This is a genomic window from Pseudomonas taeanensis MS-3 (assembly GCF_000498575.2).
Lineage (GTDB): Bacteria > Pseudomonadota > Gammaproteobacteria > Pseudomonadales > Pseudomonadaceae > Aquipseudomonas > Aquipseudomonas taeanensis.
The window spans coordinates 17933-37890 of the sequence record NZ_AWSQ01000001.1 but is presented as its reverse complement, the minus strand read 5'-3'; the positions used below and the strand labels follow the sequence as shown (position 1 = coordinate 37890).

General features: G+C 60.8%; 18 protein-coding genes and 1 pseudogene. 8 read left to right on the top strand and 11 right to left on the bottom strand.

Annotation, left to right across the window (positions count from 1 at the left end; translation table 11 throughout):
* Positions 1-16: 16 nt before the first annotated feature.
* The 8 genes from TMS3_RS00180 to TMS3_RS00145 all read right to left on the bottom strand — a co-directional run bounded on the left by TMS3_RS00180 (position 17) and on the right by TMS3_RS00145 (position 9898).
* The gene (locus TMS3_RS00180; RefSeq protein WP_025163213.1) at positions 17-1939 is read right to left on the bottom strand and encodes a PrkA family serine protein kinase; all 1923 of its coding nucleotides are present in this window, start codon (positions 1937-1939) and stop codon (positions 17-19) included.
* A gap of 281 nt (positions 1940-2220) precedes the next feature.
* The gene (gene glpE / locus TMS3_RS00175) at positions 2221-2550 is read right to left on the bottom strand and encodes a thiosulfate sulfurtransferase GlpE (RefSeq protein ID WP_025163212.1); all 330 of its coding nucleotides are present in this window, start codon (positions 2548-2550) and stop codon (positions 2221-2223) included.
* A complete protein-coding gene (locus TMS3_RS00170; protein WP_025163211.1) occupies positions 2547-3371 on the bottom strand; it encodes a symmetrical bis(5'-nucleosyl)-tetraphosphatase in 825 nt (274 codons plus the stop codon). The genes glpE and TMS3_RS00170 overlap by 4 nt, the downstream gene beginning before the upstream one ends.
* Positions 3371-3751 (bottom strand): Co2+/Mg2+ efflux protein ApaG, encoded by a 381-nt coding sequence (apaG, locus tag TMS3_RS00165; protein ID WP_025163210.1) that lies wholly within the window; start codon positions 3749-3751, stop codon positions 3371-3373. Before apaG ends, TMS3_RS00170 begins: the two co-directional genes overlap by 1 nt.
* 31 nt (positions 3752-3782) lie before the next feature.
* Complete coding sequence (gene rsmA / locus TMS3_RS00160) at positions 3783-4607, bottom strand: 16S rRNA (adenine(1518)-N(6)/adenine(1519)-N(6))-dimethyltransferase RsmA (protein WP_025163209.1); 825 nt, start codon at positions 4605-4607, stop codon at positions 3783-3785.
* Between the two features lie 286 nt (positions 4608-4893).
* On the bottom strand, positions 4894-5895 hold the full coding sequence (pdxA, locus tag TMS3_RS00155; RefSeq protein ID WP_025163208.1) for a 4-hydroxythreonine-4-phosphate dehydrogenase PdxA: 1002 nt from the start codon (positions 5893-5895) through the stop codon (positions 4894-4896).
* Between the two features lie 135 nt (positions 5896-6030).
* Complete coding sequence (locus tag TMS3_RS00150; protein WP_025163207.1) at positions 6031-7326, bottom strand: peptidylprolyl isomerase; 1296 nt, start codon at positions 7324-7326, stop codon at positions 6031-6033.
* A complete protein-coding gene (locus tag TMS3_RS00145) occupies positions 7307-9898 on the bottom strand; it encodes an LPS-assembly protein LptD (RefSeq protein ID WP_407691592.1) in 2592 nt (863 codons plus the stop codon). Before TMS3_RS00145 ends, TMS3_RS00150 begins: the two co-directional genes overlap by 20 nt.
* A 51-nt stretch (positions 9899-9949) precedes the next feature.
* On the opposite strand from TMS3_RS00145, the gene TMS3_RS25530 reads away from it, so the two are divergent.
* Positions 9950-10132 (top strand): hypothetical protein, encoded by a 183-nt coding sequence (locus TMS3_RS25530; protein WP_235576628.1) that lies wholly within the window; start codon positions 9950-9952, stop codon positions 10130-10132.
* A gap of 84 nt (positions 10133-10216) precedes the next feature.
* Here the strand turns inward: TMS3_RS25530 and ltrA are convergent, their stop codons facing one another.
* Both ltrA and TMS3_RS25735 read right to left on the bottom strand, forming a co-directional pair.
* Entirely contained in the window at positions 10217-11914 is a 1698-nt protein-coding gene (ltrA, locus tag TMS3_RS00140) for a group II intron reverse transcriptase/maturase (protein WP_025163205.1), read from the bottom strand.
* An 847-nt stretch (positions 11915-12761) separates the two neighbouring features.
* On the bottom strand, positions 12762-12893 hold the full coding sequence (locus tag TMS3_RS25735) for a hypothetical protein (RefSeq protein ID WP_268787740.1): 132 nt from the start codon (positions 12891-12893) through the stop codon (positions 12762-12764).
* 297 nt (positions 12894-13190) lie between these two features.
* Between TMS3_RS25735 and TMS3_RS00135 the strand changes: the two genes are divergently transcribed.
* The 3 genes from TMS3_RS00135 to TMS3_RS00125 are packed head-to-tail and all read left to right on the top strand — an operon-like array spanning position 13191 to position 15644.
* Positions 13191-14216 carry an aminoglycoside phosphotransferase family protein gene (locus TMS3_RS00135; RefSeq protein WP_025163204.1) on the top strand — a complete coding sequence of 342 codons (1026 nt, stop codon included), beginning with the start codon at positions 13191-13193 and terminating at the stop codon, positions 14214-14216.
* Positions 14213-14884, top strand: a complete 672-nt coding sequence (gene murU / locus TMS3_RS00130) for an N-acetylmuramate alpha-1-phosphate uridylyltransferase MurU (RefSeq protein ID WP_025163203.1) — start codon at positions 14213-14215, stop codon at positions 14882-14884. The genes TMS3_RS00135 and murU overlap by 4 nt, the downstream gene beginning before the upstream one ends.
* Before the next feature lies 1 nt (position 14885).
* The gene (locus tag TMS3_RS00125; protein ID WP_025163202.1) at positions 14886-15644 is read left to right on the top strand and encodes a TerB family tellurite resistance protein; all 759 of its coding nucleotides are present in this window, start codon (positions 14886-14888) and stop codon (positions 15642-15644) included.
* Between the two features lie 35 nt (positions 15645-15679).
* Here TMS3_RS00125 and TMS3_RS00120 read toward each other — a convergent pair whose 3' ends face one another.
* Positions 15680-16672 (bottom strand): alpha/beta hydrolase family protein, encoded by a 993-nt coding sequence (locus TMS3_RS00120; protein WP_025163201.1) that lies wholly within the window; start codon positions 16670-16672, stop codon positions 15680-15682.
* Between the two features lie 135 nt (positions 16673-16807).
* Between TMS3_RS00120 and rpe the strand changes: the two genes are divergently transcribed.
* The 4 genes and pseudogenes from rpe (at position 16808) to trpE (ending at position 19955) form a co-directional block, all read left to right on the top strand.
* Positions 16808-17482 carry a ribulose-phosphate 3-epimerase gene (gene rpe / locus TMS3_RS00115; RefSeq protein WP_025163200.1) on the top strand — a complete coding sequence of 225 codons (675 nt, stop codon included), beginning with the start codon at positions 16808-16810 and terminating at the stop codon, positions 17480-17482.
* Entirely contained in the window at positions 17479-18171 is a 693-nt protein-coding gene (locus TMS3_RS00110) for a phosphoglycolate phosphatase (protein ID WP_025163199.1), read from the top strand. Before rpe ends, TMS3_RS00110 begins: the two co-directional genes overlap by 4 nt.
* A gap of 124 nt (positions 18172-18295) precedes the next feature.
* A pseudogene (locus TMS3_RS25815) lies at positions 18296-18393 on the top strand (phosphoglycolate phosphatase); the annotation flags it as partial.
* 68 nt (positions 18394-18461) lie between these two features.
* On the top strand, positions 18462-19955 hold the full coding sequence (gene trpE / locus TMS3_RS00105; RefSeq protein ID WP_025163198.1) for an anthranilate synthase component I: 1494 nt from the start codon (positions 18462-18464) through the stop codon (positions 19953-19955).
* The last annotated feature ends 3 nt before the right edge of the window (positions 19956-19958 follow it).

The window sequence follows — 19958 nt, the reverse complement described above, 5'->3', positions numbered from 1 at the left end:
ATGGCTTGGGGCTGCGTTACTGCGATTTGCGAACCCGCAGATACCATTCGGAGAGCAGGCGCACCTGCTTGTCGGTGTAGCCGCGCTCGACCATGCGAGTGACGAAGTCGTTGTGTTTCTGCTTATCCTCCTTGCTCGCCTTGGCATTGAAGCTGATAACCGGCAGCAGATCCTCGGTGTTGGAGAACATTTTCTTCTCGATCACTACGCGCAGCTTCTCGTAGCTGAGCCAGGTTGGGTTCTTGCCATTGTTGTTGGCGCGGGCGCGCAGGACGAAGTTGACGATTTCGTTGCGGAAATCCTTCGGATTGCTGATCCCGGCCGGTTTCTCGATCTTCTCCAGTTCCTCGTTGAGCGCCACGCGATTGAGTATCTCGCCGGTTTCCGGGTCGCGGTATTCCTGATCCTGAATCCAGAAGTCGGCGTACAGCACGTAGCGGTCGAAGATGTTCTGTCCGTACTCGCTGTAAGACTCGAGGTAGGCCGTCTGGATTTCCTTGCCGATGAACTCGATGTAGCGCGGTGCCAGGTACTCCTTGATAAAACGCAGGTAGCGTTCGCGCGTCTCGGCGGGGAACTGTTCCTGCTCGATTTGCTGTTCCAGTACATACAACAGGTGTACCGGGTTGGCAGCAATCTCATGGGGGTCGAAGTTGAACACCTTGGAGAGAATCTTGAAGGCGAAGCGGGTCGACAGGCCGTTCATGCCCTCGTCGACCCCGGCAGTGTCGCGGTACTCCTGGATCGACTTGGCCTTGGGGTCGGTGTCCTTGAGGTTTTCGCCGTCGTAAACCCGCATCTTCGAGTAGATATTCGAGTTTTCCGGCTCCTTCAACCGGCTCAACACTGAGAACTGGGCGAGCATCTTCAGGGTGTCCGGGGCGCAATGAGCGCTGGCCAGAGAGCTGTTGAACAGCAGCTTGTCGTAGATTTTTATTTCATCGGTCACGCGCAGGCAGTACGGCACCTTGACGATGTAGATACGGTCGATGAACGCCTCGTTGTTCTTGTTGTTGCGGAAGTTGTGCCATTCCGACTCGTTGGAGTGGGCCAGCAGAATACCGCTGTAGGGAATTGCGCCGAGGCCTTCGGTGCTGTTGTAGTTGCCTTCCTGGGTGGCGGTCAGCAGAGGATGCAGCACCTTGATCGGTGCCTTGAACATTTCGACGAATTCCATCAGGCCTTGGTTGGCTCGGCACAGGGCCCCGGAAAAGCTGTAGGCGTCGGCGTCGTTCTGCGGGAATTCTTCCAGTTTGCGGATATCCACCTTGCCGACCAGGGCGGAGATGTCCTGGTTGTTCTCGTCGCCCGGTTCGGTCTTGGCCACGGCGATCTGGTTGAGGATCGAAGGGTACAGCTTGACCACGCGGAACTGGCTGATGTCGCCGCCGAACTCTGCCAGGCGCTTGGTCGCCCAGGGCGACATGATGCTGTTGAGGAAACGCTGCGGAATGCCGTAGTCCTCCTCCAGGATGGCGCCGTCCTCGGTTGCGTTGAACAAACCGAGTGGCGACTCGAACACCGGTGAGCCCTTGATCGCATAGAAGGGCACTTTCTCCATCAGTTGCTTGAGTTTTTCCGCCAGCGACGATTTACCGCCGCCCACCGGGCCGAGCAGGTAGAGGATTTGCTTCTTCTCCTCCAGGCCTTGGGCGGCATGGCGGAAGTAGGAGACGATCTGGTCGATGCATTCTTCCATGCCATGGAAGTCGGCGAAGGCCGGGTAGCGGCGGATGACTTTGTTGGAGAAGATGCGCGACAGCCGCGAGTTGCTCGAGGTGTCGAGCAGTTCCGGCTCGCCGATAGCCATTAGCAGGCGTTCTGGAGCGGTGGCATAGGCGCTGCGATCCTGCTTGCACAGCTCGAGATACTCCTGCAGGGAGTACTCCTCTTGGCGAGTCGCTTCGAAGCGCTGCTGGAAGTGGCTGAAAATAGTCATGACGTCACCTCGCTCAATGCTAGGAGCCGGCGCGGGATCGGTCGTGCGGGTGCTGGTAGTCGGCTGACGAGTCAGTCGAGAGATATCCCCCAGTACACCTAAAGGTCTTACCGATGGCCCGGATGCCGGTTGGCCGGCTCTACCTTGTTTTGGATGGCCTGAGCTAAAGGATAGTTCGGAATCGGCGAGGTCAAGGGGCGGCGAACGATAACAAGATATTACCGTTCGTCAGGAGAGGGCGGCAGCCCAGTGCCGGTGCGGTTTGGACCCCAAATAAATATTTATTCGGGCTGCGCTTGTGTGGAGTCTTCGGGATAAGTGGTACGCCACAGTTCGAAACCGCCATCCAGGCTGTAGACCTCAGAGAAACCTTGGCCGACCAGGTAGGCGGCGGCGCTCTGACTGGAGTTGCCGTGGTAGCAGGCAACGATCAGCGGCCGGTCGAGATCGGCCTTGGCGATAAAGTCGTGCAGCGAGTGATTGTCCAGATGCTGCGAGCCAGCGATGTGGCCGTTGGCAAAGCTCTCTGGGTCGCGGATGTCGACCACCACCGCGCCAAGTTCGCGCAGTGCCTTGGCCTGCTCCGGGGGGATGCGTTTGAAGTCGCTCATGGGTGCTCCTGGTTACAGTCATAGCGGTGTCGCTCGCCGCTATCGATATTCAGTAGAGTCATGGCACCGCCCCACACACAGCCTGTGTCTAGGGCAAACAGACCGGGTTCATTGCACTGGCCTTCCAGCGCGGCCCAGTGGCCGAAGATGATTTTTTGTCCACGCGTCTTGCGCTCGCGATGGCTGAACCAGGGGGTATAGCCAGGTGGCGCACTGTCGACGCCTTCTTTGCTCTTCAGGTCCAGGGTACCGTCTGCGCTGCAGAAACGCATGCGGGTGAAGTAGTTGGTGATCACCCGCAGCCGCGGGACGCCATGCAACTCCTTGTCCCAGCGGGCGGGTTCGTTGCCGTACATGCCGTCGAGAAACAGTGGGAAACGGGCATCGTCGCGCAGCGCTTCCTCGACCTCGCTCGCGCGTTTGAGGGCTTTTTCCAGGGTCCATTGGGGGGGAATCCCGGCATGCACCAGGGCGATGTCACGCTCGGCGTCGTAATGCAGCAGCTTCTGTCGGCGCAGCCAGTCGAGCAGTTCGTCGCGATCGGGTGCGTCGAGAATTTCGCGTAAGGTATCGGCCTTTTTCAGGCGTTCAATATTCTGTGCGACGGCCAGAAGATGCAGGTCGTGGTTGCCCAGTACGCAGGTCACGGCGTCGCGCATGCGGTAGAGAAAGCGCAGGGTTTCCAGCGACTGCGGGCCACGGTTGACCAGGTCGCCGACCAGCCACAGACGATCTGTGCCGGGGTCGAATGCCACGCGTTGCAAGAGGCACTGGAGAGGGCTGAGGCAGCCTTGCAGGTCGCCAACCGCGTAAGTGGCCATCAGTGCAACGAGCCCGGTACTGCCAGGCGGAAGGGCGCGATGTCGGCGTCGAAGCGTTTACCGTCTTCGGCCAGCATTTGATAACTGCCCTGCATGGTGCCGACATGAGTGGCGATCAGCGTGCCACTGCTATAGGTATGACTGTCGCCAGGCTCGATCAGTGGCTGTTGCCCCACCACGCCGGCGCCACGCACTTCTTGCACGCGGCCGTCGCCATCGGTGATCAGCCAGTGGCGTGAGAGAAGCTTGGCCGATAGTTCACCGCTATTGACGATGGTCACGGTATAGGCAAATGCAAAACGGTTCTGCTCCGGCTGTGATTGCTCCGGCAGGTAGCGAGTGGCGACGCTGACGTCGACCTGATAACGAGGATCGGGCATGTGCTGGGACTCGGTATGCTGAACAGGCAGTTTAGCGGCTGTCAGGCGTGGCTGTGATGCTCAGGTGCTCGGCCAGTTGATCGGCCAGACGCACGAAGGCAGCCAGATCCAGTTGCTCGGGACGTAGACTGCCATCCACGCCGGCAGCTTCGATCGCTGCTGCGGGCAGTAGGGCTTTGAGCGTGTTGCGCAGAGTCTTGCGCCGCTGGTTGAAGGCTTCTCGTACCACGCGTTCGAGCAGGTGATGATCCTTGGCCGGATGCGGCAGTATCTCGTGTGGCACCAGGCGCACGATCGCCGAATCGACTTTAGGTGGTGGGTTGAACGCACCTGGGCCGACATTGAACAGATGCTCTACCCGGCAGTGGTACTGCACCATGATCGACAGGCGGCCCCAGTCGCCACCACCGGGCTCGGCTGCCAGGCGCTCGACCACTTCTTTCTGCAGCATGAAGTGCATGTCGTGGATCAGCGCGGCATTGCTCAGCAGGTGGAAGATCAATGGTGTGGAAATGTTGTACGGCAGGTTGCCGACCACTCGCAGACTGCGGGGCTCTGCGCCCAGACGGTTGAAGTCGAACTTCAGCGCGTCGCCCTGATGCAACTGAAAGCGCGGCTCTGTGGCGAATTTAGCGTTGAGGATCGGGATCAGGTCTCGATCCAGTTCGACAACATCGAGTTTTGCGCCGCTGCCGAGCAGGCCTTCAGTCAATGCACCCTGGCCCGGGCCGATTTCCAGCAAATGCTCGCCTTCGCGGGCATGAATGGCGCGCAGGATGCGGTGGATAACCCCGGCGTCGTGCAAAAAATTCTGACCGAAGCGCTTACGGGCACGGTGTTGGTAGGTTTCGGACATTCAAACGGCTCCAAGCTTCAAGCCGCGAGCTTAAAGCGAATGCAAAGTGCGGCAGTTTAACAGGGCGGGGGGTGGATGGTGTTTTTCCATCCGCCTTTAGGCGCAGGGCTAGCAGGCCGTTGAAAAATGTAGCGAGCGACGGCTAGGCAAGGTTAAATCGGCCGAAAAAGCGCAGTTTACGTGTTGTAAATGAGCATTTTGAGGCCGATTTCAACGCTGCATAGCCTAGCGCAGTAGTTTTTCAACGGCCTGCTAGAGGGCGGCCAGCGTGCGCTGGCCTGACACGTCAGTTCTGCTGGGCTTGGCTGGCGGCCATCGCGTAGGCGGTTTCCAGGGCGACTTGCAGGCTGCCGCTGTCGACCTTGCCGCTACCTGCCAGATCGAGGGCGGTGCCATGGTCGACGGAAGTGCGGATGATCGGCAGGCCCAGGGTGACGTTGACCGCAGCGCCGAAGCCCTTGAATTTGAGCACCGGCAGCCCTTGGTCGTGATACATGGCCAGCACCGCGTCGCAGTGCTCGAGGTGCTTCGGGGTAAACAGGGTGTCAGCCGGTAGCGGGCCGATCAAGTTGATGCCTTCGCTGCGCAACAAGTCTAGCGTCGGTTCGATGATCTCGATTTCTTCCCGGCCCAGATGGCCGCCTTCTCCTGCATGCGGGTTGAGGCCGCAGACCAGAATGCGCGGTTGGTCGATGCCGAACTTTTCGCGCAGGTCGGCATGCAGGATGCGGGTCACGCGGGCCAGGCGCTCGGCGGTGATCGCCGCGGCGACATCCTTGAGCGGCAGATGGGTGGTCACCAGGGCCACGCGCAGGCCGCGGGTGGCGAGCATCATCACCACTTGTTCGCTGCGCGTGAGATCGGCGAGAAACTCGGTGTGCCCGGAGAAGGCGATGCCGGCGTCGTTGATCACGCCCTTATGCACCGGTGCAGTGATCATTCCGGCGAAATGCCCATCCAGACAGCCTTGGGCGGCGCGGGTCAGGGTTTCCAGGACGTAGGCGGCGTTGGCCTGATTCAGCTCTCCGGCAGCGACTGGTGCGGCCAGCGGCGTATCCCACACATAAAGACTACCTGCAGGGCTTGACTGATGCGGCCAGGCCCCGGGGCCGGCCGGGATCAGCTCAATCGCCACGCCCAATTGTGTGGCGCGCTCGGCGAGCAGGTCACGGCTGGCGACGGCCACTAGCGGATGGGGTTGAGCCTGTTGAGCGAGCAGCAGGCACAAGTCGGGGCCTATGCCTGCCGGCTCGCCGGGGGTCAGTGCGAAAAGAGGCTGTGCAGTCATGGCGAGTTCTCGAGCGCCCTATCTGGGCGGGTATTAATGTGGGGCTGAGCGCTATCTTATGCTGTACTCGGCCCAGAACGGAAAAGCCCGGTGCTGCTACTTGCAGGCACCGGGCTCGGGTTCAGCGGGGCAGGCTCAGAGTTTGCTTTCGACGTAGGCTTCGTCGCGGATCTGCCGCAGCCAGGCTTGCAGTTCCTCGTCGTATTTGCGGTTGCGCAGCAGGTTCATCGCTTGCTGCTCGCGGAACTGTTCGCTGCTGTCAGTGGCGCGACGGCCCATGACTTGCAGTACGTGCCAGCCGTAGGTGGTCTTGAACGGTTTGGAGAGCTCGCCGCTGGGGGTGCTGTTCATCACCTCGCGGAACTCCGGAACCAGTGCGTTCGGGTCGATCCAGCTGAGCAGGCCGCCATTGAGCGCGGAGCCTGGGTCTTCCGAAAAGCTTTTCGCCAGTTCGGCGAAGTCTTCCCCAGCCTTTATCCGCTGGTGAAGGCGTTCAACCAGGCGTTTGGTTTCGGCTTCGCTGCGTATTTCACTGGGCTTGATCAGGATGTGACGAACATTGACCTCGTCACGCACCTGGTTGCCGCCGCCACCGCGCTTTTCCAGCAGCTTGAGCATGATGAAACCGCCCGGTGTGCGCATCGGCTCGGTGACCTCGCCGACTGACAGGGCGCCGATCATGGCGTCGAAGGGCGGTGGCAGTTGAGCGGCCTTGCGCCAGCCCATCTCGCCACCTTCCAGTGCGGTTTCGCTGGCCGAGCGAGCGATCGCCAGTTGGGCGAAGTCGGCACCTTGTTGCAGCTGCTGATAGAGTTCCTGCGCCTGGCGATCAGCCGCTTGGATAGTCTCCGGGGACGCCCCTTCAGGAACTGCAATGAGGATGTTCGCCAGGCGGAACTCTTCCGACAGTTGCAGTTTGCCAAGGTCGGAGGCGAGGAAGTTCTGCACTTCCTGATCGCTCACCTGAATGCGTTCGGCCACACGGCGCTGGCGCACTCGGCTGATGATCATCTCGCGACGGACCTGGTCGCGGGCGTCGGCAAAGGACAAACCGTCTTTTGCCAGGGCAGCACGGAATTGCTCGATGCTCATGCCATTGCGCTGGGCGATGGTGCCGATCGCCTGGTTGAGTTCTTCATCGGTGATGCGAATGCCGGAACGGTCGCCGATCTGCAGCTGAATGTTCTCGATGATCAGGCGTTCCAGTACTTGCTGGTCCAGCACGTTCGCAGGCGGCAGGGCCGCGCCACGCTTGGCGATGGTTTGCTGTACCTCACGAACGCGTGCATCCAGTTGGCTCTGCATGATCACGTCGTTGTCGACAATTGCCACGACACGGTTGAGTGGTTGTACCTCGGCCTGCGCCGCGGCACCCAGAAAAACTGCGCCCAACAGCAGCGGGCGCAGACAATCAGAAAGCTTGATCTTCACGTTCACGATAACCTTGAATGCCTTGGTCGAGGAAGGTTTCAACCTTGTTGCCTGTCACGCCGCCCAGGCCTTTGAGGACGATTTGCAGGAAGATACCGGTGTCGGCCTGATCATTGAGCGAGGGGTTCAGGCTGACTTCGTCGTAGTCGATCCAGTAACGGTTGACCACGCGCAGCTTCCAGCAGCAACTGTCGTACTCGAAGCCAGCGAAGGCTTCAAGGGTGCGATTGCGGCCGTAATCATACTGCCAGCGGGAAATTGCACTCCATTGCGGGACGATCGGCCAGATCACCGAGAAGTCATGCTGGCTGACTTTGTAGTAGTCCTTGATGAAGTTGGCCGTGCCCGGTGTGCCGAAGTCGCCGCCGCCAACCACCCAGTTACCGGTGGTCTGGTCGAATCGCACAGTGTCGTTGCGGTAGCGGTAGCCAGCGTTGATGATCTTGTTCGGGTTGTCTTCCGGCTGGTAGTGAAACATGGTGCTACCCGAGCGGGTGCGGTGGGTGTCCGGGTCCCAGTTGAAGTCCGCGGACAGGCGCCAGTCGCGGTTGAAGCGGTACAGGTATTCCAGTGCGTAGGGTGATACGGATGATTGCGCATCGACACGGGTATTTGCGTCGATACCCGGTAGTTGCACCTTGCGGTCCTTGAAGTAGAAGGCCTGGCCGATGCTGAAGCGCTGCCGTTCGAAGCCGTTGCTTTCGATCCAGCGATTAGTGACACCCAGCGACAGCTTGTTTTCGTCACCGATGCGGTCCTTGCCGGAGAAGCGGTTCTCGCGGAACAGCGACGAGTAGCTGAAGGTGCTTTCGCCAGTGTCGAAGACTGGGATATCGGTCTGGTCCTCTTCGGGTACATAGAGGTAGAACAACCGTGGCTCCAGGGTCTGGCGGAAGTCTTTGCCGAACCATTGGGTGTCGCGGTCGAAGTACAGGCCGCTGTCGACGCTATACATGGCCAGGCTACGGTTTTGGCTGGAGCTGAATTCCTGCTCGGCCAGCAGAGTGTTTTTGCCCTGCTGGTCGAGGCTCAGGTCATAGTTGGTTTGCAGGAACTTGACCTGCGGCTTGATGAAGCCCCAGCTCCAGTCCAGTGGCAGGCTGACGGCCGGCTCGAGGTGCAGGCGATTGCCATTGGCACGGGCCAGACCCTGCAAGTTCGTGTCATACCAAGGCGTTGTAATGCCGTTTTCATCGCTGAATAGACCTGAACGCAGGTCGCGATCGAAGCGCACCAATTCGCTGCCGTAGCTGAAGTCCAGGCCGCCCGGGTGAAACGGCAGGGCGCCGTCCAGGGTGATCTGCGGCAGGCGGTTGTATGGGGTGATGTCGGTGATAGTGGCCAGCTCGTAAGCGTGCGCATTCAACCGGGCGGTGTAGTTGTCACCACGGTAGGTCAGGGTGCCGCGTTGATTGACATAGGTAGTGGTATCGATGCCTAGGTCGGTGCTCAGGTCCTGAAAGTAGTACGGATCGCTGATGTCGGTGTAATCGACTTCGGCCAGCAGGCGCGAGTCGAGGCCTTGCTTGTGCTGCCAGCTATAGAGCCAGCGCTGTTGCTTGGACTCCGATTGCAGCTTGCGGTCGTCGTTGCTGTCGCTGATGTAGCCTGCGCCCAGCTGACCTTCGCTACTCTTGGTCAGGTAGCGGAACTCGCCTTCGGTGAGCAGGCCGCGGTCGCTCATGTAGGTCGGGTAGAGCGTGGCGTCGTAATTCGGCGCCAGATTGAAGTAGTAGGGTGTCTGCAGGGTCAGGCCGTTATCGCCGGAGCTGCTGATGCTCGGCGGCAAGAAGCCGGACTGGCGCCGATCATCGATGGGGAAGTGGATATACGGTGTATAGAACACCGGGAAATCCTTGACCCGCAGGGTGACGTTGGTAGCAGTACCAAAGCCGGTGGCGGGATTCAGGGTGACGTTGTTGCCTTTCAGGTGCCAGGCGTTGCTGCCGGGTTCGCAGCTGGTATAGGTGCCGTCCTTCAGGCGGATAATCGCCGTCTCTTCGCGTTTGGCGTAGAGCGCGCTACCGCGTACATGGCCTTTATGCAGGACATACTCGGCGTTATCGATCTTGGCTTCGCCGTTATCCAGTTGCAGTTCGGCACGGTCGCCGACCACCAGCGCGCCATCGTCACGCAGGCGTACATTACCAATCAGCTCGCCGCGATTCTCGGCTTGAAGCAGGCGGGCCTCATCGGCCTCGACTTGCAGGCTCGATTGGCGCAAGACCACATCGCCAGCCAGGGTCGCGACCTGTTGTTCCTGCTCATAGCGCGAGGCTTTGGCGGAAACGAACATCGGCGATTCGCTCATTGGCGTTGTGTCGCCCATGCCCGGACGACTCGGTTCAACGTACGCACCGGCACAGTAAGGGCCTGTTTCGGCCAGCTGCGCGGCACTCAGTTGCTCGCGCGGCACCCAGTCCAGGTGGCTGTAGTCGGCGCTGCGCGAGGCCAGGGCCTTACCACCGCTTTGCGTGACGAGGGTCGCGGTAGAGGCTTTGCTCTGACTGCCCTTGTCCGCGGGGGCGCTGCTGCTGACGGCGGAGCCACTGTGCACCGGGCGTGCAGGCACAACAGCACTGCTGGCTTTTGGCGCGCATGCCCAGCTACCGGAAGCCGACGCTTGGCAGTCATACTGCTCGGCAGCTATTGCGAATTGACCCGCGACAGGCTGCATGGCAAGAAGGCTGCCAGTGACCAGAAGTGGGAATTTTTTACGGAATGCGGGGTATTTTACTGCCATCTTATTTTTCCGGGCTTCCTGCGCGCTATCGGCCCAGGGGCCGCACGCCTCTCGATGGGCTGAAAGTCGGGTGGCCCCAATCCGTTGCCGGAATCGGGGCCCCCTAAGAACCGTACGTGCGCCTTTCAGCGCATACGGCTCAAGCCTTTACAACGCCCCCGAAGGGGCCGGCTTGCATACTGTCAAACCACGAGCATGGAGCTGCTGGTGGCAAATGGGGTGCAATAGTACCCGGTTATTTAGGGAGTCTCCACCGCCTTGTGAGCGGTAGATAATGTGGTGGTCGTGCCACCCCGTTTCCTTGGTAATCGGTTGATTGCAAAGCACGCACAGTCCCTTCTGACTCTGGAACAGGCGAAGGATTTGCTCGCGGTACTTCAGCTTCTTCAGCATCCGTTCCATCCGCAGTTTCTCGCCCATCTCTTCCATGGAAGGATCGAAGGGGTTGTATTCCCCGCTCACCTTCTTGTGCCGCTCGATCGGTGTACTCGCAAGCGAGTACAGTCCGACGTCCCGCTTTGCTCCTGACTCGTCCATTAGCGTGGTGGCAAACACCCAGTTCTGCTCGCTTTGGGTCTGGTAATACTTCTTCCTGATCCATTCCAGCGACTTGTTCGGGTGTCGCCGTTTCGCCCAGCGCCAGAGCTTGAGAAACACTCTGTAGTCCATGCGGCTATACGCCTGTTTGGCGACTACGGGCTGGTGATACAGCGCCCAGCCACGCAGCATCGGGTTCAGCAGTCGGATCAGATCCTCTTGCCTGGCCGTCTTGTGGGTGTCGATGACTTCCTTCACCTTGCGATAGAACGCCTTGACGTTCTTCTTGCTCGGCTTGATCAGGAGCTTCCCGTTGTACTTGCGGAAGTTCCATCCAAGGAAATCGAAGCCTTGGTCGATATGGACGATCTGCGTCTTTTCGGGCGACAACCGCAGCCCGCGTACCGCCAGGAACTGCTCTACCCAGGGTTTGACCTCGCTTTCCAGAAGCTCCGGGGAGTCTCCAGTGATCACGAAGTCGTCCGCATAACGCACCACGTTGACCTTCAGCTTCTTGGCCCTTGTCACGCCCAGGTGTTGCTTGAGCTGTGATTCCAAGCCGTCGAGCACCATGTTCGCCAGGGTGGGCGAGATAATCCCACCCTGTGGCGTACCTGCATCCGTTGCCTGTAGCTGGCCTTTGTGAACCACACCAGCCTTCAACCATTTCCGCAGGATCGCCTTGTCCGTTGGGACGTTGGCGATCAGCCAGTCATGGTTGATATGGTCGAAACAGCCCAGTATGTCCGCCTCCAGTACCCATTGGGCCGAGGCCTTCTTGGATAGGGAGATGAACAACTGTCCCATCGCATCCGCCGTCGAGCGTTCGATTCGAAAGCCGTAGCTGTTCGGATCGCCCGTGGTTTCCGCGATGGGCGCCAGCGCCAGCAGATACAACGCCTGCATGGCTCTGTCGGTCATGGTCGGGATGCCCAGGGGGCGTTCCTTTCCATTCGTCTTCGGAATGAACACACGCCGTAAAGGCCGTGGCTGATATCCGCGCTGCTTCAACCCTTGTGCCGCTTTCCATTTGGCGTCGGGTGTATCCCAGAGCACGCGGTCGACTCCCGCCGTGCGCTTGCCCTGGTTTTCAGTGACTCTCCGTACAGCCAGATACCTGGCCGACTTCGAGCGGGTCAGCATCCGTTGCAGGGCTTTCACCCTGCGCCATTCGCCTTCCCGACAAGCCTTCGCAATCCGCACCTGCATTCCCCGGACGTTCCGCTGCACACGACACCAATCGATGTCGTGCCACTGCTGCGGGGCGCCGGAAAGCGCAGACCCGGCCTGTTGGCTGAGCTCTTTCATGCTGCTTTCCTCTCAAGATGGTTGAACCATCCCGAGCGGAAGACACACGCCGATCCCTGACGGGAAGCGCGCATCCCGCCAGGGTTGGTTAGGTTGGGCTCTATACAGCCGAGCCCGAGGTTCATTGAGACAGGTTCAATCAGAGGTCATGCGACGAAAGACCACGCAGAAGTCTGCCCGGTTTCCCGTGGGGTGATATTCCAACCCCTATCCGAACCATTACAGCCCGGCGTTCGCTTTCTCTGCGATCCCCTACCCGCACCGCCAACAGCTCGCCTTGCGGCTAGCCTGCCACTAGGGCAGCGATACGGGCTTACCACGTTCCCTATCTGTCACACGACTGGGTTAGGGCCTGCCTTTTCACCGGAGGTCGTAGTGGCGACGTATCCCCACATCCTACGGAGATAACCGACCTCGCACCTTTTGGTTCATGCCTAACAGCAGTTTGGGCATGGTTATCCTTACGGTGTTTATCAGCAGTTCACTTGCGTTGCCCATACCAGCCAGCCTAGCGCCTCAACCCGGTACTGCTCCGAGCATCTACGCCTCGCCTCGCGGCGAGGTCGCACCCTGACGGGGGCTACATTGTCGGGAAAGCTTCATACCCCACCGTTACCGGTGACGCATGTTTCCCTAGGCTATCGTTGGTCGCACAACGAGTCCGCTACCATTCCGAACCGGCAATGGCTGGACAATGACAGACAGAGCTTTCGCTCATGTCTCCGGTTTGAAGTGAGCAGGGACTGCCACGGCAGCGTGCTCAGGGTGAGTTTTCCTCCTGTTTCTGAGGCAGGAGGAACCCCAGCGGGGATTCTCTCCCGCGAGGGTGGGGCCGCCAGGGCCAGGGTCAACGTTTGTGGGGAGCTCTATGCTTAGCGAGGTAGCCCTTTATTTCAGGCCACTTTGCCCAGACTGCCATTCCACTACAGAAGAACAGCAGGCAGGTCAGCAGGAGAAAACCAAAGACTTCTTGGCTCATGCCTTCCCTCCGTTGAGTGTGCACTCCAGAACCTAGTGAAGCTGGTTCGCAGTCGCGCTTCCGAGTGCTAGGCGACCTTGGGTTTTGCCACCGCCGCTGCGGCAAGTCCTTGAAGGCAATGGACTTCTTGGCTGGTTTTGGTTCCCTGGATTGGATGCCGGGGCCCTTGGTTTCCTTGCGGAAACCCTTCACGATGACTCCTCACCGCGAAGCTGGAGACACGCTACGCGTGTCGCACAAGATGCTGGATAATAAAGCATGACCCGCGCAACGGCTAGCGCCGTGGAGACCCTTGTAATGCCTGATGAAGATGTACGCCTGCAACTCCTGAGCGAGTGGCTCGATCAGCAACTGCCGACAGTGTTCGCCGCACAAGGCTGGGGCGAGGTACCTGCAGCCACGCTGACGTCGGCAAGTAGCGACGCCAGTTTCCGTCGTTATTTCCGCTGGCAAGGCGCCGGGCGCAGCCTGATCGTGATGGATGCGCCACCGCCGCAAGAGGATTGTCGGCCCTTCGTTAAGGTTGCGGCGTTGTTGGCCGGAGCCGGGGTGAACGTACCTCAGATACTCGCGGCCGATGTCGAACGCGGCTTTCTATTACTGAATGATTTGGGTCGGCAAACCTATCTGGACGTTATTGATGCGGGTAACGCCGACCTGCTGTTCGCGGATGCACTGGAGGCGTTACTGGCGTTTCAGCAGTTGCCGATGGATGCGGGATTGCCGAGCTATGACGACGCCTTGCTGCGCCGCGAGTTGCAGCTGTTTCCCGAGTGGTATGTGCAACATCACCTAGGCATCGAACTGGATGTTGCGCAACAGGCCGCCTGGCAACGGACCACTAACCTGTTGATCGACAGCGCGCTCGCGCAGCCCAAAGTCTTGGTGCATCGCGATTACATGCCGCGCAACCTGATGCTCAGTGAGCCGAATCCAGGGGTGCTGGACTTTCAGGATGCGGTCTACGGACCGGTTACCTATGACGTGACCTGCCTGTTCAAGGATGCCTTTCTCAGTTGGCCTGAGGCGCGGGTGCGCGACTGGCTGGAAGGCTATTGGCGACAAGCGCGTGCAGTGGGCATTCCGGTTCAGTCTGAACTGGACAACTTTCTGCGTGCCAGTGATTTGATGGGGGTGCAGCGCCACCTCAAGGTGATCGGTATTTTTGCGCGTATTTGTCACCGTGATGGCAAGCCCAGGTATCTCGGCGACGTGCCACGTTTCTTCGCGTATATCGACGCGGTGGTGGCTCGTCGGCCCGAGTTGGCCGAGTTGGGCGAGCTGCTAGTCGGTTTGCGGCAGGCCGAGACGGCATCCGTATGAAGGCGATGATTCTCGCTGCTGGCAAGGGTGAGCGCCTGCGGCCCTTGACCTTGCACACGCCAAAGCCGTTGGTCCAGGCAGCCGGCGTGCCGCTGATCGAGTACCACGTGCGTGCCTTGGCCGCCGCCGGTGTCCACGAGTTGGTGATCAACCATGCCTGGCTCGGGCAGCAAATTGAGGACTTCCTCGGCGACGGCGGGCGCTTCGGTGTGAGCATCCGCTACTCGGCGGAGGGCGAGCCGCTGGAAACCGGGGGCGGGATTTTTCGGGCGTTGCCCTTGCTCGGCGATGAGCCCTTTCTGGTGGTCAACGGCGACATTTTTACCGACTATCCCTTCGCCGTGCTGGATAAGCCGCTGAACGGGCTGGCTCACCTGGTGCTGGTGGCCAACCCGGCACATCACCAAGCGGGAGACTTCTGTCTGGCGCAAGGTCGCGTGAGTGATGCCGTTGTAGGTCAATCGAATCTGACCTACAGCGGCATCGCGCTGCTCTCGCCGGCGCTGTTCGCCGGCTGTCGGCCTGGCGCGTTCAAGCTGGCGCCACTGTTGCGTAATGCCATGGCCGACGGGCGAGTGAGTGGCGAGGCCTTTAGCGGTCGTTGGGTCGATGTGGGTACCCATGAACGCCTGGCCGAGGTAGAACGTTTGCTCGCGCAGGGGGATTGACGTGCTCTGGCCGGCGACATTGCTCGGTGCGTTTGCTGGCTTGGCCGTGGCCAGCATTCCCGGTGCATTGCTCGGTGGTCTACTCGGCCAGGTGCTGGATCGTCGTCTGCGCCTGAGCAGTTGGGACGCACTGCGTGAGCGCCTTGGCGGTAGGGCAGCACCTGCTGATGAGGAGGTGTTGTTTCTCCTGCTCGGCCGTTTAGCCAAGTGCGATGGCCGGGTGCTGCAGGCACATATCCAGCAGGCGCGGTACGAGATGCAGCGTTTGGGGTTGAATGAGGCAGCGCAGCGGCGGGCTATCGAGGCATTTGCGCGAGGCAAGACCGGGCGCGATAGCCTGCGTGCGCCGTTACGTCGTCAGCAGGTACGTGGTGAAGCCTTGTTGCGTGCGTGTTGGCGGATGGCCTGGGTGGATGGTCGGGTCTCGCAGGCCGAGCGCGAGCTCATTGTGCTGTGGGGGAAATGGCTGGGTGTGCCCGCCGCTACTCAGGAGGCGTTGAGTGCAGCCTATGCGCCGAAGCAAGGGCCGCTGGCCTCGACGGGCGGCAGCTATCAGGAGGCGCTGCGCTTGCTCGGGGTCGCGGCCGATAGCGAGCCGCTGCATATAAAGCGTGCTTATCGGCGCCTGTTGAGTCGCCACCATCCCGACAAGCTGACCGGCAGTGGCGCAGGCCCCGAGCGAGTACGCGAAGCCACGGAAAAAACCGGCGAGCTGCATCGGGCCTACGAGCTGATCCGCCAGCGTCGTGGGTTTCGCTAGTCGTCAGGCTGGCCTGCAGGAAAGGCCGCTGTCGGTTACCGCGCGCTGGTGTGCAGGTGCTTGCTGAGCCAACCGCGAATGCGTCGAGACAGCTGCTCCTGTTCCGCTGCCGGATTACCCGGTAGCGCCTGCATGGCGATTTGAATGTAGGCCGGATGCTTTTGCCGTTTGCTCGTTTGCAGACGCTCGAGGGCGGCGTTGCGATCGCGGGTCTGCTCCTCGTAGTAGAAATCGCCGGTGGCCAGTTTCAGGCTAGGGATGAGTTCTTCCAGTGCGGGGCTGAATCCGTCGGGCCGTTTGGCGGCGACCAGCAGCAGGTTCTGCACGTCCTTTGGCTGGCGTTCGGCCAGGAAGCGCGCGGCCCAATAAGCGCCGCTGCCATGGCCGAGCAGGACGATGGTTTTCGCCTGCTGTTGTTGGGCGAAGGCTATGCCTGCTTCGATGCGTGCCAGGACCCGCTCTGCATGGGCCTTGCGCTGGGCTTCGCGGTCGCTAGTGACGGACGGCGGCTGATTTTCGACTGGCGCTGTGCCTGCTGTCTCAGTCGGGTCCGGCTCGTCAGTACTCTCTTCTGCTTGGGCTGCTGTCGGCTGGCTGGCAGGATCGGTGTCGGCGCTGCGTACGGGAGGGATGCCAGCCTGAGGGTCGGGCAAACTCAGGCTCAGGCTGTGCCACCCCGCATCCGGTAGCTTGCGTCGCAGGGGACCGATGCTCTGTGGCCAGTCGGCACTCTCATCGTCACCAGGCAGGAGAATTACCGCGCCGCTTGGTTCGCCGACGTTGGCGGGTAGCCAGAGAGCAAGAAAGCTTTCCTCGGCGGCCTTGAGTTGCTGTTGCTGTTTATCCTGTAGCTGGCGTTCGAGCGCGCTGGCGTCGCTCTGGCTGCGCTCCGGCAGCGCTGTGCGCTTAACTGTTGATGCATCTGTGTCAGTGGGCTCGCCACTCGCCGGTGACGCTTCGCCTTCGGCATAGGCGTGCGCGCCGAGCAACAGTAGGCACAGGGCAAGGAGGGCGTGAAGCGAGGGCATGGCACTTCTCCGGGCGGCAATCGTGGTTGCAGCCTAGCGGTTTCGCCGTCGTCTTGTCAGGCGCTTCTGGTCGCGCCAGGCCTGGCTTGGGGCTGGTACACTGCGCGCCTTCCGTGAATGCTCCCGAGGTGCGCCATGCAACCCTTCGCCATCGCCCCGTCGATCCTTTCCGCCGACTTCGCTCGTCTGGGTGAGGAAGTGGATAACGTTCTCGCCGCCGGCGCCGATATCGTCCACTTCGATGTGATGGACAACCACTATGTGCCCAACCTGACCATCGGCCCGATGGTCTGCACGGCGCTGCGCAAATACGGCATCACCGCACCAATCGATGCCCACCTGATGGTCAAGCCGGTGGATCGACTGATCGGCGACTTCATCGACGCCGGCGCCAGTTACATCACTTTCCATCCGGAAGCCTCAGAACACGTCGACCGCTCGCTGCAGCTGATCCGTGCCGGTGGCTGCAAGGCCGGTCTGGTGTTCAATCCGGCGACCCCGCTGGACGTGCTCAAGTACGTGATGGACAAGGTCGACATGATCCTGTTGATGAGCGTCAATCCGGGCTTTGGCGGGCAGAAGTTCATCCCCGGCACGCTCGATAAGTTGCGCGAGGCGCGTGCGCTGATCGATGCCAGTGGCCGCGATATCCGCCTGGAGATCGATGGCGGGGTCAATGTGCAGAACATTCGCGAGATCGCCGCGGCCGGTGCCGATACCTTTGTTGCTGGCTCTGCGATCTTCAATCAGCCGAACTACCGCGAGGTGATCGAGGCGATGCGCGCCGAGCTGGCGCAGGTGCGCGGCTGATGCAGTTGCGCGAGCTGTTTGATGGCCAGTTGCCGCGCCTGGTGATGTTCGACCTGGACGGTACCCTGGTGGACTCGGTGCCGGATCTTGCCGCCGCCGTGGATAAGGTGCTGCTCGACCTCGGTCGGGCGCCGGCAGGCGTCGCGCGAGTGCGAGACTGGGTGGGCAATGGCGCCAGCGTGTTGGTGCGCCGCGCCCTGGCCGGTGGCCTGCAGCATGCGCATGTCGCCGAGGCAGATGCGGCCGAGGCGCTGCAGCTGTTTATGCAGGCCTACGCCGAGAACCATGCCTTGACCCGTGTCTACCCCGGGGTGAAGGACATGCTCGGCTGGTTGACTGAGCAGGGTATTGCGCTGGCCATCGTCACCAATAAACCGGAGCGCTTCGTCGCCCCGTTGTTGGATGAGAAAGGTCTGGGTGGCTATTTCCGCTGGATTGTCGGCGGCGACACGCTGCCGCAGCAGAAGCCCGATCCGGCGGCCTTGCTGCATATTCTGCGGTTGGCCCAGGTCGAGGCGCGGCAGGCATTGTTTGTCGGCGACTCGCGCAATGACGTGCTGGCGGCCAAGGCGGCGGGCGTGCCCTGTGTGGCGCTCAGTTATGGCTACAACCATGGTCGGCCGATCGCTGAAGAGTCGCCGGCGCGAGTGATCGATGACCTGCGAGAGTTATTGTTGGCTACAGAGTAAGCAGGAGCCTGCAGGCGCAGGCTCGCCACCATTGAGGAAACAGGGCTGCAGTTGGCCTGAGAGCGAGTTTGGCGGGTTGATTCGCCTCGGCGGCTACGCTAGTGTGGCCAGACTTTACTCCCGCCCAAGAGATCCCCCGTGGTGGTTACCTGCAAACACTGGCTCGCAAGAGCTGGGATGAAAATCATCAAGGCCCTGGCCCGTTGGCGCTGGCGCCTCTGAACTGATCTTGGCCGCTTAGTCGGCACGTTTGCACACGACCGTTTTACCCTCAAGCCACGAGGCTGATCATGATCCGCGAAGAATTCCTGCGTTTGGCCGCTGCCGGCTATAACCGCATTCCCCTTGCCTGTGAAACCCTGGTTGATTTCGACACCCCGCTGTCGATCTACCTGAAGCTGGCCGATCAGGCCAATACCTACTTGCTGGAGTCCGTACAGGGCGGCGAGAAGTGGGGGCGTTACTCGATTATCGGCCTGCCCGCCCGCACGGTGCTGCGCGCCTATGGCCATAGCGTCAGTATCTGCGTCGATGGTGTCGAAGTGGAGCGCCACGAGTGCGAGGATCCGCTGGACTTCGTCGAGCAGTTCAAAGAGCGCTACAAGGTGCCGACCCTGCCGGGGCTGCCGCGCTTCAATGGTGGGTTGGTGGGTTACTTCGGTTATGACAGCGTGCGCTATGTCGAGCCGAAGCTGGCGGGTGGGGTTAACCCCGATCCGCTGGGCACCCCGGATATCCTGCTGATGGTCTCGGATGCCGTGGTGGTATTCGACAACCTGGCCGGCAAGATGCACGCCATTGTGCTGGCCGACCCGGCCGAAACCAACGCATTCGAGCAGGGGCTGGAGCATCTGCAGGATATCCTGAGCAAGCTGCGTCAGCCGATAACCCCGCGCCTGGGGGTCGATCTGAACGCCCCGCCCGGCGCCGAGCCGACCTTTCGCTCCAGCTTCAGTCGCGATGACTACGAGCGCTCGGTGAATGCCATCAAGGAGTACATCCTGGCGGGAGACTGCATGCAGGTGGTGATCTCCCAGCGCATGTCGATTCCCTTCAAGGCCGCGCCGATCGATCTGTACCGCGCGCTGCGCTGCATCAATCCGACTCCTTATATGTACTTCTTCAATTTCGGCGACTTCCACGTGGTGGGCAGTTCGCCGGAGGTGCTGGTGCGCGTGGAGGACAACCTGGTCACCGTGCGCCCGATTGCCGGCACTCGCCCGCGCGGAGCCAATGAAGAGGCTGATGTAGCGTTGGAGCAGGATCTGCTGTCCGACGCCAAGGAGCTCGCCGAGCACCTGATGTTGATCGACCTGGGGCGTAACGATGTCGGTCGCGTGTCGAGCACCGGCAGCGTCAAGCTCACCGAGAAAATGGTGATCGAGCGTTATTCCAACGTCATGCATATCGTCTCCAACGTCACTGGACAATTGAAGGCGGGGCTGAGCGCTATGGACGCGCTGCGTGCCATCTTGCCGGCCGGCACCCTGTCCGGCGCGCCGAAGATTCGCGCCATGGAAATCATCGATGAACTGGAGCCGGTCAAGCGCGGCGTTTACGGCGGCGCAGTCGGCTACTTGGCCTGGAACGGCAATATGGACACGGCCATCGCGATTCGCACCGCGGTGATCAAGGACGGCGAGCTGCATGTGCAGGCCGGTGCCGGCATTGTCACCGATTCGGTACCGGCGCTGGAGTGGGAAGAAACCCTGAACAAGCGCCGCGCCATGTTCCGTGCCGTGGCACTCGCCGAACAAACCACCTCCGTCCAGACCGAGAACTAAGGA

Excerpts from the sequence above, each read along its gene's own strand:
- TMS3_RS00180 (WP_025163213.1), bottom strand. The coding sequence starts at position 1,939 with ATGACTATTTTCAGCCACTTCCAGCAGCGCTTCGAAGCGACTCGCCAA.
- glpE (WP_025163212.1), bottom strand. The coding sequence starts at position 2,550 with ATGAGCGACTTCAAACGCATCCCCCCGGAGCAGGCCAAGGCACTGCGC.
- TMS3_RS00170 (WP_025163211.1), bottom strand. The coding sequence starts at position 3,371 with ATGGCCACTTACGCGGTTGGCGACCTGCAAGGCTGCCTCAGCCCTCTC.
- apaG (WP_025163210.1), bottom strand. The coding sequence starts at position 3,751 with ATGCCCGATCCTCGTTATCAGGTCGACGTCAGCGTCGCCACTCGCTAC.
- rsmA (WP_025163209.1), bottom strand. The coding sequence starts at position 4,607 with ATGTCCGAAACCTACCAACACCGTGCCCGTAAGCGCTTCGGTCAGAAT.
- pdxA (WP_025163208.1), bottom strand. The coding sequence starts at position 5,895 with ATGACTGCACAGCCTCTTTTCGCACTGACCCCCGGCGAGCCGGCAGGC.
- ltrA (WP_025163205.1), bottom strand. The coding sequence starts at position 11,914 with ATGAAAGAGCTCAGCCAACAGGCCGGGTCTGCGCTTTCCGGCGCCCCG.
- TMS3_RS25735 (WP_268787740.1), bottom strand. The coding sequence starts at position 12,893 with ATGAGCCAAGAAGTCTTTGGTTTTCTCCTGCTGACCTGCCTGCTGTTC.
- TMS3_RS00135 (WP_025163204.1), top strand. The coding sequence starts at position 13,191 with ATGCCTGATGAAGATGTACGCCTGCAACTCCTGAGCGAGTGGCTCGAT.
- murU (WP_025163203.1), top strand. The coding sequence starts at position 14,213 with ATGAAGGCGATGATTCTCGCTGCTGGCAAGGGTGAGCGCCTGCGGCCC.
- TMS3_RS00120 (WP_025163201.1), bottom strand. The coding sequence starts at position 16,672 with ATGCCCTCGCTTCACGCCCTCCTTGCCCTGTGCCTACTGTTGCTCGGC.
- rpe (WP_025163200.1), top strand. The coding sequence starts at position 16,808 with ATGCAACCCTTCGCCATCGCCCCGTCGATCCTTTCCGCCGACTTCGCT.
- trpE (WP_025163198.1), top strand. The coding sequence starts at position 18,462 with ATGATCCGCGAAGAATTCCTGCGTTTGGCCGCTGCCGGCTATAACCGC.